At 73.0% G+C, this 14,772-nt stretch carries 10 protein-coding genes; 6 read left to right on the forward strand and 4 right to left on the reverse strand.

The window, feature by feature from the left end:
• Window positions 1-187: 187 nt before the first annotated feature.
• A complete protein-coding gene (treZ, locus tag ACIPSE_RS21150) occupies window positions 188-1,933 on the reverse strand; it encodes a malto-oligosyltrehalose trehalohydrolase (protein ID WP_401664623.1) in 1,746 nt (581 codons plus the stop codon).
• Between the two features lie 132 nt (window positions 1,934-2,065).
• Here treZ and ACIPSE_RS21155 point away from each other — a divergent pair, with 132 nt between their 5' ends.
• The 3 genes from ACIPSE_RS21155 (at window position 2,066) to ACIPSE_RS21165 (ending at window position 4,554) form a co-directional block, all read left to right on the forward strand.
• Window positions 2,066-2,617: an FHA domain-containing protein gene (locus ACIPSE_RS21155; protein ID WP_401664624.1), complete on the forward strand. Its 552-nt coding sequence runs from the start codon at window positions 2,066-2,068 to the stop codon at window positions 2,615-2,617.
• A 153-nt stretch (window positions 2,618-2,770) separates the two neighbouring features.
• Window positions 2,771-4,114, forward strand: a complete 1,344-nt coding sequence (locus ACIPSE_RS21160; RefSeq protein ID WP_401665035.1) for a M14 family zinc carboxypeptidase — start codon at window positions 2,771-2,773, stop codon at window positions 4,112-4,114.
• Window positions 4,111-4,554: an SSI family serine proteinase inhibitor gene (locus ACIPSE_RS21165; RefSeq protein ID WP_401664625.1), complete on the forward strand. Its 444-nt coding sequence runs from the start codon at window positions 4,111-4,113 to the stop codon at window positions 4,552-4,554. Before ACIPSE_RS21160 ends, ACIPSE_RS21165 begins: the two co-directional genes overlap by 4 nt.
• Before the next feature lie 20 nt (window positions 4,555-4,574).
• Here the strand turns inward: ACIPSE_RS21165 and ACIPSE_RS21170 are convergent, their stop codons facing one another.
• From ACIPSE_RS21170 to glgX, 3 genes are all read right to left on the reverse strand, one after another.
• Complete coding sequence (locus ACIPSE_RS21170; protein WP_401664626.1) at window positions 4,575-5,825, reverse strand: M14 family zinc carboxypeptidase; 1,251 nt, start codon at window positions 5,823-5,825, stop codon at window positions 4,575-4,577.
• A gap of 589 nt (window positions 5,826-6,414) precedes the next feature.
• Window positions 6,415-8,766, reverse strand: a complete 2,352-nt coding sequence (gene treY, locus ACIPSE_RS21175) for a malto-oligosyltrehalose synthase (protein ID WP_401664627.1) — start codon at window positions 8,764-8,766, stop codon at window positions 6,415-6,417.
• Window positions 8,767-8,834: 68 nt separating this feature from the next.
• Window positions 8,835-10,955 carry a glycogen debranching protein GlgX gene (glgX, locus tag ACIPSE_RS21180; RefSeq protein ID WP_401664628.1) on the reverse strand — a complete coding sequence of 707 codons (2,121 nt, stop codon included), beginning with the start codon at window positions 10,953-10,955 and terminating at the stop codon, window positions 8,835-8,837.
• Window positions 10,956-11,109: 154 nt separating this feature from the next.
• Between glgX and ACIPSE_RS21185 the strand changes: the two genes are divergently transcribed.
• From ACIPSE_RS21185 to ACIPSE_RS21195, 3 genes are all read left to right on the forward strand, one after another.
• Window positions 11,110-11,946, forward strand: a complete 837-nt coding sequence (locus tag ACIPSE_RS21185; protein WP_401664629.1) for a Tat pathway signal sequence domain protein — start codon at window positions 11,110-11,112, stop codon at window positions 11,944-11,946.
• Between the two features lie 53 nt (window positions 11,947-11,999).
• Window positions 12,000-13,352, forward strand: coding sequence for a copper amine oxidase (locus ACIPSE_RS21190; protein ID WP_401664630.1), 1,353 nt, complete (start codon window positions 12,000-12,002; stop codon window positions 13,350-13,352).
• Window positions 13,353-13,454: 102 nt separating this feature from the next.
• Window positions 13,455-14,693 (forward strand): SAV2148 family HEPN domain-containing protein, encoded by a 1,239-nt coding sequence (locus ACIPSE_RS21195; RefSeq protein ID WP_401664631.1) that lies wholly within the window; start codon window positions 13,455-13,457, stop codon window positions 14,691-14,693.
• Window positions 14,694-14,772: the final 79 nt, after the last annotated feature.

The following is a 14,772-nucleotide window of genomic DNA, read 5'->3' on the forward strand; positions in this document are numbered from 1 at the left end:
GTCTCGGCGTCTGCGGGCGATCCGCCCAGCCCTTCTCGCGGACCTGTCCCGCGCCTCCCGGGACCTGCCCAGCCCCTCCCGGAGGCTCATCCGGCCTCTTCCGGAGGATCTGCCCGCACCCACAGGAAGCCTGCCCGGCGCCCCGGAGCCCAGCGCCCGCCCGGCGTCCCCCGGGCCTCGCCCCGTGTCACTCCTGGAGCAGCACCACGCACGACCCGCCCGGCAGGTGCAGCACCCCGTCCGTCCCGGGGGCCAGGACCGGTTCCCATGCGGCCAGTACGCGGGCCCGGCGGGGGCCCAGGGGGATCGCGGCGGGCTCCTTGGCCAGGTTCACCGCCACGCGGACGTCGCCGCGTCTGAACGCCAGCCAGCGTCGCTCCTCGTCGAAGGCGACCTTCGTGTCGGCGAGGTCCGGGTCGGTCAGGTCGGGGTGTTCGTGGCGCAGTGCGAGGAGCTGCCGGTACCAGGCCAGCACGCGTGCGTGAGGCTCCAGTTCCGGCTCCGACCAGTCCAGGCACGAGCGGTCCCGGGTCGCCGGGTCCTGCGGGTCGGGCACGTCCTCCTCGGCCCAGCCGTGCGCAGCGAACTCCCGCCGCCTGCCCCGGCGTACGGCGTCCGCCAGCTCGGGATCGGTGTGGTCGGTGAAGAACTGCCACGGCGTGCCCGCCGCCCACTCCTCGCCCATGAACAGCATCGGCGTGAACGGAGCGGTCAGGGCGAGCGCCGCCGCGCAGGCCAGCAGGCCGGGGGAGAGGGACGCGGAGAGCCGGTCGCCCTGGGCGCGGTTGCCGATCTGGTCGTGGGTCTGGGTGTAGCCGACCAGCCGGTGCGCGGCCACCCGGGAGCGGTCCAGCGGGCGGCCGTGCCCCCGGCCGCGGAAGCTGGAGTGGGTGCCGTCGTGGAAGAAGCCGCCGGTGAGGGTCTTGGCGAGGGCCGCGAAGGGCGCCTCGGCGAAGTCGGCGTAGTAGCCCTGCGCCTCACCGGTCAGCGCGGTGTGCAGACTGTGGTGGAAGTCGTCGTTCCACTGCGCGTGCAGCCCGTACCCGCCCTCCGCGCGCGAGGTGACGAGCCGCGGGTCGTTCAGATCGGACTCGGCGATCAGGAACAGCGGCCGGCCCACCTCGGCGGCCAGGGCGTCCACCGCCGTGGACAGCTCCTCCAGGAAGTGACACGCGCGCGTGTCCGCCAGCGCGTGCACCGCGTCCAGCCGCAGCCCGTCGAGCCGGTAGTCCCGCAGCCACGCCAGCGCGCTCCCCAGCAGATACGCGCGCACCTCGTCCGAGCCGGGCGCGTCCAGGTTGACCGCCGAACCCCAGGGCGTGTGGTGCGTGTCCGTGAAGTACGGGCCGAACGCGGGGAGATGGTTCCCGGACGGGCCCAGGTGGTTGTGCACCACGTCCAGGACCACGCCCATGCCCAGTTCGTGCGCCCGGTCCACGAACCGCTTCAGCGCCGCGGGCCCGCCGTAGGGCTCGTGCACCGCCCACAGCGACACCCCCTCGTACCCCCAGCCGTGCCGCCCGGGGAACGGGCACAGCGGCATCAACTCGACGTGCGTGACGCCCAGTTCCGCGAGATGCCCGAGCCGGTCCGCCGCCGCGTCCAGCGTCCCCTCGGGCGTGTACGTGCCCACGTGCAGCTCGTACAGCACCGCGCCCGGCAGCGGCCGGCCCGCCCACCGCGCGCGCCACACGTGGCGGCCCTGGTCGACGACCGCGCTCAGTCCGTCCGGGCCGTCCGGCTGGCGGCGCGAGCGCGGGTCCGGCAGGAAGGGGCCGTCGTCCAGGGCGAAGCCGTACCGGCTGCCGTCCGCGGCCTGCGCCTCGCCCCGCCACCAGCCGGGACGTTCAGGGTCGCGCTCCAGCGCGCGCGTGTCGTCGTCGCACCGGAGCCGCACACGGCCTGCCTGCGGTGCCCACACCTCGAACTGCACGGACGGTTCCCCTTCGTCTGCTGACCGTGATGTAGCCCGTCCATGGTGCGTCAAACGCGACCGCTCCGCGCGCGTACCGGCCGTTCCCGCGTTTTCTGGACACCCGGCGTCCACTGACCGACAATCACGAACGTGACGTCGTCCTTCGAGTTCAACACGTACCCCGCGCGGCTGTCCGACGTGGAGCGCGACAAGGCGCTGAAGGTGCTCCGCGACGGCGTCGCCATGGGCCGGCTCTCCCACGACACGTTCATCCGCCGCATGGAGCTGGCCCTCGCCGCCCGCCGCTCGGACGAACTGGCCGTGCTCACCGCCGATCTGCCCTCCGAGAGCCGGCTGTCCAGGGTGGTCTTCGGGTCGGTCGAGGCGGTCTCCGGGTTCACCCAACGCCTGCGGCGCGCCTGGCAGGCGGAGCGGCTGCCCAAACTGCTGCTGCCCCACCCCGGCAGCCTCCATCCGCTGCGCATCGGACGCGACCCCGCCAACGGACTGAGGCTCAGCCACGAGACGGTCTCCCGGGTGCACGCCGAACTCAGCCGCCAGGGCGGCATGTGGGTGCTGCGCGACCTCGGCTCGACCAACGGCACCACGGTCAACGGACGCCGGGTCATCGGCGCCGCCGTGGTCCGCGAGGGCGACCAGATCGGCTTCGGGCGCATGTGGTTCCGGCTCGCCGTCGACTGAGCCGAACCTTAGCTCTGGCCTGGGATTTGCTCCCCGTGAGGCCGGTTCCGCCTTTGCGTTCCAGGGTGTTGACGTACCCCGCCGACCGTGACTGACTGTACGTCCGCCGTGCACAACAGGTGAACCGTCGGCACCACATCGTGGAGGTGTGCCCTGTCGCCCCTCCTGCGCTACCCGACCGTCGACGAACTGGCCACCCGCGCCGCGGCCCTGGTGACCCGACGCCCCCGCGACGCCCGCCTGGAACGCGTCGGCACCTCCCGCGCCGGCAACCCCCTGCTGCTGCTCTCCGTCGGCCACGGCAGCCGCCACGCCCTCGTCGTGGCCGGCCCGCACGCCAACGAACCCGTCGGCGGCGGCACCGTCCTGCGACTCGCCGAACGCGCCCTCGCCGACCCCGCGCTCACCGAGAACGCCGACGCCACCCTGAACCTGCTGCTCTGCCTCGACCCCGACGGCCTGCGCCGCAACGAGGGCTGGCTGCACGGCCCGTACACCCTCGGCCGCCACTTCCGGCACTTCTTCCGGCCCGGCTTCCTCGAACAGCCCGAGTGGCTGCCCGACGGCGCGGACGCCGTCACCCTGCCCGAGACCCGCGCGCTGCTCGACCTCCAGGACGAACTGCGGCCCCTGCTCCAGTGCTCCCTGCACGGCGTCGACGTCGGCGGCGGCTTCGTGGAGCTGACCCACGACCTGCCCGGCCTCCCGCAGCGCGTCGCGCACACCGCGAGACGCCTCGGCGTCCCCCTCGAACTCGGCCCCTACGACACCCTGTACTGGCCGAGCCTGGGCCCCGCCGTGTACCGCATCCCGCCCCCGCGCCGCGGCGACCTGGCCGCCGCCATCACCGAGGCCGCCGTCGAGTCCACCTGGTTCCACCCCTACCGGCACGGCACCGTGACCGCCGTCGTCGAGGCCCCCATGTGGGGAGTGCGCGCCGTCCAGGACGGCTCCCCGTGCGCCGACCCGACCGCCGTCCTGCGCACCGTCAGCGGCACCCTCCGCCGCGACACCCAGCTCCTGGAGCGGATCTCCGCCCGGATCCGCCCCCATGTCGCCGCCGCCCCGGACGCGGAGCGGCTGCTCGCCCCGGTCGACGACTATTTACTCGTCTGCCCCGGCCTCGCCGACACCTGGGACCCCGACACCGACGACGGCCCGCACCCCCTGCCCCCGCTCGGCTCCGCCCACCTGGCCGCCCTGCGGATCTCCGGGCGCCGCCTCGCGCTGCGCACCGCGGGCCTGCTGCACCAGCTCGTGACGGCCGCCGGGAGCGACCCCGCCGACGCGCTGCCCGAACTGGACCGGCTCCTGGACGCCTGGTGCGCCGACTACCTCGACGGCTGCGGGGCCCGCTGGATCCCCGTCGCCCGTCAGGTGGAGTACCAGTCACGGGTCGTCCTGGACGCGCTCGCGCTCACCGCGCGGCGCGCCGACTCCCTTTCGGGTGAGCCGGACTGGGGTTCCCAGGCCGCGGTGCCGATGCACCGGGAATGAACCCTCGCATCCTCACCGGGGCCCGGCGCGCCGTCCTGGGCGCCGCCGCCCTCCTCCTGGCCGCCCCCGCGTCCGCCTCGGCGTACGACGCCCGCACCGACAACTGGCTCCATCTGAGCGTCACCCGGGGCGACGCCCGCACCGGCGGGGCCGTCCCGGGCGGGGCCCGGTCCAGCGACACCCGCGGCACCCTCCTGGTGTGCGACCCGCCCCAGGGACACGGCCGGGCCGCCCTCGCCTGCGCCGAACTGGACGCCGTGGGCGGCGACATCGGCGCCCTCCCGCCCGGCGACGGCTACTGCACGATGATCTACGCCCCGGCCACCGCCCGCGCCCACGGACGGTGGGACGGGCGGCCGGTGACCTACGAGGAGACCTTCCCCAACGCCTGCGTGCTGGCCCAGCGCACCGGGTCCGTGTTCGCGCTCGACGCGGGCTAGGACCTGTCCACCGGCGGCGCTCACCCGGCCCTGTCGCGCGCGTGCAGCGCCGCCGCCACCACCGTCCGCGACTGATGCCGGATCTGGTGCTCCAGCGGTACCCAGCGGGCCCGGAACCGTTCCGCGAACGCGTCGCTCCAGGTCGCCATCAGCCGCTCCAGCCGGGGCGCCGCCGGGTCCCCGTGCTCCGCCAGCACCCGCCGCAGCATCGCCGCCGCCCTCAGCGGCAGCCGCCGCCCGAACGCCTCCACGCTGCCGACGTACGCGCGCGTGTCGTCCGCGGGCGCCGTGTGCATCCAGTCCGCCGCCAGCCCCGGCACCAGGTCGAGGCCCCACTCGGCGGCCCGCAGCAGCGGCCCGTCGACGCCCACCAGACGGGGCCGTGCCTCGTCCAGCACCCGCCGCACCTGCCCCGCGTCCCGCAGCAGCCGCCCCGCCAGGTGCCGCAGCGCCACCGCGGGCGCCGGATGCGGCGTCGGGTCGTCGACCAGGTCGCTCGCCCACATCGGCACCTCGACGATCGCCGTCAGCCCGCCGTGGCGGTGCGCGTGGTACCAGGTGCTGTTGCGCGCGTCGTCCGGCATGCTCGGATACGCCGCCCCCGCGCCCGGCGCCGGCATCACATGCACCCCGGGCCCGGAGGCCGGCCAGCCAGCGGCGTCCGAGGCGCCCGTCTCCACCGGGATGTTCAGCTCCGCCGCCGACTTGGCGAACGGCTCCGCGAGCCCCGGGATGTCCTTCGTCAACTGCACCCAGCTGCCGCCCAGATCGGTCCCGTGCAGCGTCACCTGGAGGTAGGGGCGCAGTTCGTCGATGACGCCCGTCAGGGCGCGCGTCTCGGGCGGCAGCCGGTCCGGCGGCAGCACCGACGGCGACCACTCCGGCTGCTCGTGCCCCGCCGGACGGAAGAACCCGAGGTGGTAGTCGAACAGACTGCGCGGCGCCGGCGTCACATGCAGGCTCGCCCCGTCGGGATCCGCGCACAGCAGGAAGTGCCATGCCGTGTCCGCCCGGAGCGTCCGGTCGCGGACGACGCGTCCGGCGACGTCGAGCAGCGTGCCGAGACCCGTCGGCTCGTTGGAGTGGGCGCCCGCCACGACGAGCACGGCGCGTCGGGCGTGGCCCACGGACAACAGGTGCAAAGGCCTGCCCGCCCGTGATCGGCCGACCTGGCGCAGCGTGCACAGGGCGGGCCGATACGCCGCCAACGCCTGGGCCGAGGCGACGACTTCGGTCACTGTGGGGTAGCGCAGCTCCGGCAGAGGACTCACCCCCGAAACGTCCGACCGGCTTCGCAATTCGCAGTACCCCACGGCCCGCGAGCCGTGTCAAGGACACAACGGGGGAGGCTCCAGGGGGCGCCCAGAGGCATTTACCGCCAGCAGGAAGGCCCGTGGGTGCCAGCCGGAGTGCCGGGTCCCGGACGGCGCTCCGCGCGGTCGCGCGCGCCCGTCAGCCGACCCGCTCCAGCAGCCCCACGGGCAGCGCCTCGAAGAGTTCCGCCACGCGCGCGTGCCCGGTGAACTCCCGCCCCGGGGTGAGCGCGTCGGCCGGGCGGCGGTACGAGGACCGTGTCGCCCCGGTCGTCCGTCAGCCGCCGCGCAGGCAGCGCCTTGAAGGGTTTCGCCACGCGCGTGTGCCCCGTGAACTCCCTTCCTGGGGTGACTAGACCGGCCCAGCGCCCCGGCGGTGGACCGAGTGCCGTGTCGCCCCGGTCGCCTGTCAGTCGACCCGTTCCAGCAGCCCCACGGGCAGTGTCTGGAAGAGTTCCGCCACGTGCGCGTGCCCCGTGAATTCCCGTCTTGGGGTGAGCGCGTCGGCCGGGCGGCGGCACGAGCACGGTGTCGCCCCGGTCGCCCGTCAGCCGATCCGCTCCAGCAGCCCCACGGGCAGCGCCTCGAAGAGTTCCGCCACGCGCGTGTGCCCCGTGAACTCCCGCCCCGGGGTGAGCACATCGGCCCAGCGCCCCGGCGGCAGCACGAGCACCGTCTCGTCCCAGCCGCCCGCCTCCGCCAGCCGCAGCGACAGCCGGGTGACCGCCGTGACGGTCTCCCCGGAGCGCGCGAACGCCAGACAGTGCGCCGCCGCCGGGCCCTCCGCGGCCAGCGGCTCGTACGTCGCCGCGTCGCCGAACACCTGAGGGCGCCGCGCGCGCAGCCGCAGCGCCGCCCCGGTCAGCGCGCCCTTCTCACCGGGCCGCGCCGGGGGGAAGGCGGCGGGCCGCCGGTTGTCCGGGTCCACCAGCGCCCGGTACTCGGCCTCCGTGCCCTGGTACACGTCCGGCACGCCCGGCATCGTGAGCTGCACCAGAGCGATGCCCAGCAGATTCGCCCGGACGGCGGGCTCCAGCGCCGCCCGGAAGGCGGCCACCCGCTCGCCCGGCACCCCGCACGGCCCCGCCGCGACGAACGCGGCCACTGCTTCCTCGTACGGCGGCTCCTGCTCCGTCCAGCTCGTGTACAGACCTGCCTCGCGCACATGCTTCAGCAGCGCCTCGCGCACCCGCGCCGGGTCCGCGGGGCCGAGCCCGAACACCGTCTGCCAGGCCGCCCATGCCAGTTGGGCGTCCGGCACCCCGTCGTCGCCCGCGCGGGTCACCTCCGCCAGCACCTGAGCCCACCGCTGCGGGCACTCGGTGAGGACGGCCAGAGCGGCCCGTACGTCCGCGCTGCGCTTGGTGTCGTGCGTCGAGACGACGGTGCCGGTCGCCGGCCAGTCGCGCTGCACGCGCGCGCAGTACGCGTGGAAGTCCTCCACCGACACCGCCGGAGCCCCCGGGTCCCCGCCCACCTCGGTCGCCGACAGCAGCGGCACGTACCGGTAGAACGCCGTGTCCTCCACGGACTTCGCGCGCAGCGCCGACGACAGCTGCGCGAACCGCGCCCGGAACTCCTCCCCGGCGGCCCCCTCACCCGCCCGCCCCAGCACCAGATCCCGTACGACGTCGACCGCGCCGGCCTCCTCGGGCACCGTGAACGCCTGCCGGGCCTCGGCGGCGGCCTCCTCGGTGACGACCGACGCGGCGTCCGTGGAGGTGTAGGGCCGGTAGACCTCCACGCGCACCAGCAGCTCGGTCAGCGCGGTGCGCAGCGCCCAGGGCGCGCGGTCGCGCAGGGCGGGCTCCGGGGACGCGGCGCAGATCCGGGCCGTGAGCCGGGTCAGCCGCTCGGTCTCGGCGGCCAGCTCGTGCGTCAGCACCTTGTATGCCGCCCGCCGCACCGTCGCCTCCCACTGCCCGCCCCGGTCGGTCTGCGGGGCCGCGAACCGCCGGTACTGGCCGAGCAGTTCCCCGGACCCGGCGGGGTCGGTGAACACCCCGTCGACGTGCCGCAGGGCGTCGTACCCGGTGGTCCCGGCGACCGGCCAGGACGCGGGCAGGTGCTCGCCGTCGGCGAGGATCTTCTCCACGACCGTCCAGCGCCCGCCGGTCGCCTCGTGCAGCCGCAGCAGATACGCGTCCGGGTCGGCGAGTCCGTCGGGATGGTCGATCCGCAGTCCGTCGACGACGCCCTCGCGGACCAGCTGGAGGATCTTGGCGTGCGTCGCCTCGAACACCTCGGGGTCCTCGACCCGTACCGCGATCAGCTCCGAGATGCTGAAGAACCGCCGGTAGTTCAGCTCGGTGCGGGCCAGCCGCCACCAGGCCGGGCGGTACCACTGCGCGTCCAGCAGCCGGGGCAGCGGCAGCTCCTCGGTGCCCTCCCGGAGCGGGAACGCGTGCTCGTGGTAGCGCAGGACGTCCCCGTCGACCCTCAGCCGCTCCAGCTCCCCGCCCAGCGGCCCCCCGAGCACCGGCAGCAGCAGCTGCCCGCCGCCCGCCTCCCAGTCGATGTCGAACCAGCGCGCGTACGGCGACTTCGGGCCCTCCCGCAGCACCTCCCACAGGGCGCGGTTGTGCCGGGGCACCATCGCCATGTGGTTCGGCACGATGTCCACCACGAGCCCCAGCCCGTGCTCCCGCGCGGTCCGCGCCAATGCCCGCAGCCCCTCCTCCCCGCCCAGCTCGCCGCGCACACGCGCGTGGTCCACGACGTCGTAGCCGTGCGCCGAGCCCGGCACGGACTCCAGGACGGGGGACAGATGCAGATGCGAGACGCCGAGCCCGGCCAGGTACGGCACGGCCGCCGCCGCGGCGGCGAAGTCGAACTCGGGCTGGAGCTGCAACCGGTAGGTCGCCGTCGGGACGGCCGGGTCGAGTCGCGCAGGTGTCATGCAGACCTACGTACCCGCCCGGCCGGCTTTCGTGTCATCGCCCCGCCGCGAAGGCCCCGGGGGATGGCTCAGACGGGGCGTTGCAGCACCGTCATGCTCCGGTCCACCAGGGTCAGCCGGTCCCCGGCCCGCACCTTGGGCCCGCCGTCCGCCGCGACCGTGTCCGGGCGGGCGGTGTCCACGACGATCTGCCACTGGCGGCCGTGGTTGACGGGCACGACGAAGTCGAGGGTCCGGGGGGAGGCGTTGAACATCAGCAGGAACGAGTCGTCGCCGATGCGCTCGCCGCGCGAGCCCGGCTCCGAGATCGCGTTGCCGTTGAGGAACACCGACAGCGCCGACGCCTGGGCCCGGTCCCAGTCCCGCTGGGTCATCTCCTCGCCCTCGGGGGTGAACCAGGCGATGTCGGAGAGCTCGTCGTGGGTGCCCTCCACCGGGCGGCCGTGGAAGAAGCGGCGGCGCCGGAAGACCGCGTGGTCCCGGCGCAGCCACACCATCGCGCGCGTGAAGGCCGCCAGATCGCCGAAGACCTCCTCGCCGTCCTCGGGCCAGCGCACCCAGGCCACCTCGCTGTCCTGGCAGTAGGCGTTGTTGTTGCCGCGCTGGGTGCGGGCGAACTCGTCGCCGTGGCTGAGCATCGGCACGCCCTGGGACAGCATCAGCGTGGCGACGAAGTTGCGCATCTGCCGCTGCCGCAGCGACAGGACGTCCGGGTCGTCGGTGTCGCCCTCGACACCGCAGTTCCAGGACCGGTTGTGGCTCTCGCCGTCCCGGTTGTCCTCGCCGTTGGCGTGGTTGTGCTTGTCGTTGTAGGCGACCAGGTCGTGCAGGGTGAAGCCGTCGTGGCAGGTCACGAAGTTGATCGAGGCCAGCGGACGGCGGCCGTCGTCCTGGTACAGGTCGGAGGAGCCGGTCAGCCGGGACGCGAACTCGGCGAGCGCGCGCCGCTCACCGCGCCACAGGTCCCGCACCGTGTCGCGGTACTTGCCGTTCCACTCCGTCCACATCGGCGGGAAGTTGCCCACCTGGTAGCCGCCCTCGCCGACGTCCCACGGCTCCGCGATCAGCTTCACCTGGGAGACCACCGGGTCCTGCTGGACCAGGTCGAAGAACGACGACAGCCGGTCCACCTCGTGGAACTGCCGGGCGAGCGTGGCCGCGAGGTCGAAGCGGAACCCGTCGACATGCATGTCGGTGACCCAGTAGCGCAGCGAGTCCATGATCAGTTGCAGCACGTGCGGGGACCGCATCAGCAGCGAGTTCCCGGTGCCGGTGGTGTCCATGTAGTGCCGCTTGTCGTCCGTCAGCCGGTAGTACGACGGGTTGTCCAGGCCCCGGAACGACAGCGTGGGACCCAGGTGGTTGCCCTCGGCCGTGTGGTTGTAGACCACGTCCAGGATCACCTCGATGCCCGCCTCGTGCAGCGCGCGCACCGCCGACTTGAACTCCAGGACCTGCTGGCCCCGGTCGCCCCAGGACGCGTACGCGTTGTGCGGGGCGAAGAAGCCGATCGTGTTGTAGCCCCAGTAGTTGTTCAGGCCCATGTCGACCAGCCGGTGGTCGTTCACGAACTGGTGCACCGGCATCAGTTCCAGGGCCGTCACCCCCATGTCGACCAGGTGTTCGATGATCGCCGGGTGCGCGAGCGCCGCGTACGTGCCGCGCAGCTCCTCCGGCAGCCCGGGGTGACGCATGGTCAGGCCCTTGACGTGCGCCTCGTACAGGACCGTGTGGTGGTACGGGGTGCGCGGGCGGCGGTCGTCGCCCCAGTCGAAGTAGGGGTTCACCACCACCGAGGACATGGTGTGCGGGGCGGAGTCCAGGTCGTTGCGCCGTTCCGGGGCGTCGAAGTGGTAGCCGTACACCTCCTCGCCCCAGCCCACCGAGCCGCTGATGGCGCGCGCGTAAGGATCGAGGAGCAGCTTCGCCGAGTTGCAGCGCAGCCCGCGCTCGGGGGCGTACGGGCCGTGCACCCGGAAGCCGTAGCGCTGCCCCGGCATCACCCCGGGCAGATACGCGTGCCGCACGAACGCGTCGCTCTCCCGCAGCTCCACCGCTGTCTCCGAGCCGTCGTCCTGCAGCAGACACAGCTCGACTCGGTGCGCGGCCTCGGTGAAGACCGCGAAGTTGGTCCCGGCGCCGTCGTACGTGGCGCCGAGCGGATATGCCTCTCCAGGCCAGACCTGCATGGACTCGACTCTTTCAGCTCGCTGCCGCCGTCGGGGCGCCTTGGCCCCGAGTCTCCCCGAAAGTGATGGAACCTCCTACGACTTACGTCCCTCTTACCGAGCGACCTGTGGGGCAGACACATACTCCCTTTGACCAAGGGGGGTAGGGGGAAACGTGCGCGAGACAGTGCACCGCCATCTGGGCAAGGTGATGGCGGGTGCGGGCATCGCGGTGGCCGCCACCGCCGTGATGGTCGGCATCACCCTGCCGGGGACGGCAGGGGCGGACGAGAACGGGGCGGCCACGGCCGACGGCCGGGCCGTCGCCGGAGCGGGACGACAAGGCCAGGGGGAGGGACAGGGGCAGGCCGGAGCCGCCGCCCCCGGGGTCGTCGAACAGGCCCCCGCCGAGGGCGAGAAGGGCACCGGCCGGGACCCGCTCACCGACGACGAGCGGGAACGGGTCGCCGAACTCGCCCTGAACCGGCAGCTGTTCAACGCCGGTGAGAACGTCGAGGGCGACCGGGGCCCGCAGCGCCTCGACATCCAGCTCGGCGCGCCGGAGGCCGACGAACTCGACGCCGCGGACGCGCCCCGGCGCGCGGACGTGACGTACTACGACTACAAGGACGACACCCTCGTCACCCGGACCGTCAACCTCGACACCGGCAAGGTCGAGGCGACGACCACGAACCACGGGGTGCAGCCGCCGCTCAGCGAGGCCGAGGAGACCGAGGCGGCCCGGCTGCTGCTCGCCTCCCCGCTCGCCGCGGGCCTCAAGGGCGACTACCGGGACGCCACCGACCAGGCGCTCACCTCGCCCGGCCAGCTCCAGCTCAACAGCATGATCTTCAAGGCGGACCCGGGGATCAGGCCCGCCGCCCTCGCCGTCTGCGGCGAGCACCGCTGCGCGACGCTGTCGCCGAAGGTCCGCAACGGGCCGTGGATCGACACCCGGGACCTGGTCATCGACCTGAGCGCCCGCAAGGTCGTCGCGATCGACCGCGGCTGAGCTGCCACCGCCATCCATTCCGCTTCTCTCTCCTGTTAGGGAGTCACCTCTTCATGCGTGAACAGAGTGCGACCGGCGGCTTCCGGCTGCCGAGACTCAGCCCTGCCCGCAAGCGGTCGGCCGTGGTCCTCGCCGTCGCCGCGCTGGCCGCCGGCCTGACCACCGGCGCGGGCCCGGCCACCGCACAGCCGAAGGCCGCCCCTGCCGCCGCGGCACCCGACTGCAGCGCCGCCTACCGGGTCGAGCAGAAGCTCGCCTCCGGCACCACCTGGCGGATGTGCTGGCGCTTCGAGAGCAAGGCCGGGATCGTCCTGGAGGACATCTCCTACCAGCCGCCCGGCGAGACCAAGCCCATCAAGGTCCTCAACAGCGCCAAGCTCGCCCAGATCCACGTGCCCTACGACGACGGCCGCAGCGAGTACAACGACCTGACGCGCTACGACTTCGGCAACGGTCTGATGAACCTCAACGCCGGGGAATGCCCCGGCGGCACCATCAAGACCGTCAAGGTGCCCGAGCCCTCGTACTACGAGAACGGCAGCATCAAGGGCCTGTGCACCACGACCCGCGCGCGGGGCCACGCCTACCGCCTGTACAACGCCTACCAGGACAACAAGGTCTACCAGGCGCAGGGCAAGGACCTGCTCGTCTACAGCGTCAACAAGGTCGACTGGTACGAGTACATCACCGAGTGGCGCTTCCAGGACGACGGCACGATCCACATGAACGTCGGCGCGACCGGCAGCCTCTCGCCCTACGACTACGACGCCGGCGACGGCCGCAGCTGGCCGATAGGCAAGGGTGCCGCGGCCAAGGCGGACAGCCACAGCCACAACGTCTTCTGGAAGCTCGACTTCGCGCTCGACGGCTCCTCCAAGGCGAAGGTCGAGCAGTACGACTCGAAGGTCAGCGCACCGGCCGGCGCGGGCAACGGCCCGACCACCAAGACCACCCGCACCACCGTCACCAAGGAACTCGCGGGCGACAACAAGAACATGCGGTGGTGGCGCGTGGTGAGTTCGGCGGGCAAGAACAAGGACGGACACCCCCGTTCCTACGAACTGGTCCCCGGGCCCAGCAGCAAGTACGCGGGGCGCGCCTTCACCAAGCACGACGTGTACTTCACCCAGTACAGGAAGTGCGAGCAGTACGCGAGCGAGAACCAGCCCGGATGCGGTGCGGGGACGGGCAGTTCGGTCGACAAGTTCGTCAACGGACAGACCCTCACTCAGCCCGTCGTGTGGATGAACATCGGCTTCCACCACATCGCCCGGGACGAGGACCAGCAGCCCATGCCGGTGCACTGGCAGGGCTTCTCCATCGCCCCGCGCGACGTCACCGCTATGAATCCGCTCACTCCCGCCGCACTCGCCGGTCAGAACGGCAACTGGAACAGCGGTAGTTGAGAAACGACCTGTCCATCCGGCTGCACCGCCCACCGCTCCCGGAGTACCCTTCCTTGATCGTTGGGACGGGGAGTGCTCGGGGGAGCGGAAGGCGGTGCTTGGGTGGGCTCGGGAGGGCTGGAGCTGCCCCCTGGTGACGAGGGTCACGAGGGGAACTCCACAGACGTCCCGCCCGGCACGGTGTCCCTGGCCCGGCCCATGGGCGCCGGTTCCATCGGGCCGGAGCTGGACTGGGACGCCGAGGCCTGGCGTGAGGTGCGTACGCGCGCCCAGCGGGCCGGCCGGGCCTACATCTGGCTGAACCTCGTCGAACAGCGGCTGCGCGCGGTCGTGGCCGCTGTTCTGCGTCCCATCTACGAACCCGTCCACGGCGACGACTGGGTGGTCGCGGCGGCGGGACCCGCCGGACAGGAGTGGGTGCAGCGCGCGGTCGCCGTACGCGAAGTCAGCCGCCGCAAGGGCTACTTGCTCGACCCCGCCGACGACAACGTCCTCAGTTTCCTGACGTTGCCGCAGCTGCGCGAGCTGATGGTGCAGCACTGGCCCTGCTTCGAGCCGTACGTCGACGACCGCCGGGACGTCGAACTCGCCCTGGACGAGCTGGAGGTGACCCGCAATGTCGTCTCCCGCAACCGGGCCCTGTCCGAGGCCGTCCTGAACCAGGCGGAGCGGGCCGCCGCACGCCTCCTGGAGGTCCTCGGCTCCGCCGGTGACGTACCCTCCGCGCGACGGCTGCCCGTGGACGCCGTGGAGGACCTCGTCGGCGACCGGTACGCGGACGTGGTCGCCGTCCACCCCGACCGGGTGCGGCTGCTGCGCCAGTTCCCCGCGGAGGACATCTTCGGCGGCGCCCGCCGGCTCGACGCGGTCGGCATCGGCCTCAACCTCCTCGTGCAGAACTTCTCCGGCCGCCGGCTGGTCCGCCTGGCCGAGGCGGGCTGCCGGGTGCGGCTGCTGTTCCTGAACCCGGCCTCCAGCGCGGTCAAGCGGCGCGAGCGGGAACTGGGCATGAAGCGCGGCGAGTTGAGCCGCTCGGTCGAGATGAACATCCTGCACATGCGCCGCGTCCGCTCCCGGCTGCGCGACCCCGGCGCCTTCGAGATCCAGGTCTACGACGACACCCCGCGCTTCACCGCCTACCTCGTCGACGGCGACGGCACCGACGGGGTCGCCGTCGTGCAGTCGTACCTGCGTCGCTCGCGGGGCATGGAGGCGCCGGTGCTGGTGCTGCGCAACGGGACCAAAGTGGTCAAGCCGGGCGAGCTGGACGAGAGCGGGCTGTTCCCGACCTACCGCGAGGAGTTCGAGACGACCTGGGTGGATTCGCGACCGGTGTCCTGAAATCCCCCGACGGCACCGGAACGCTCCCCCGCGCCGGACCGGGCAAGCGGAACGCGGTCATCTGATTGTCAGTGGCCCA

This window comes from Streptomyces sp. NPDC090106 (genome assembly GCF_044747265.1).
Lineage (GTDB): Bacteria > Actinomycetota > Actinomycetes > Streptomycetales > Streptomycetaceae > Streptomyces.

Excerpts from the sequence above, each read along its gene's own strand:
- ACIPSE_RS21165 (WP_401664625.1), top strand. The coding sequence starts at position 4,111 with ATGAACCCTCGCATCCTCACCGGGGCCCGGCGCGCCGTCCTGGGCGCC.
- ACIPSE_RS21190 (WP_401664630.1), top strand. The coding sequence starts at position 12,000 with ATGCGTGAACAGAGTGCGACCGGCGGCTTCCGGCTGCCGAGACTCAGC.
- glgX (WP_401664628.1), bottom strand. The coding sequence starts at position 10,955 with ATGCAGGTCTGGCCTGGAGAGGCATATCCGCTCGGCGCCACGTACGAC.
- treY (WP_401664627.1), bottom strand. The coding sequence starts at position 8,766 with ATGACACCTGCGCGACTCGACCCGGCCGTCCCGACGGCGACCTACCGG.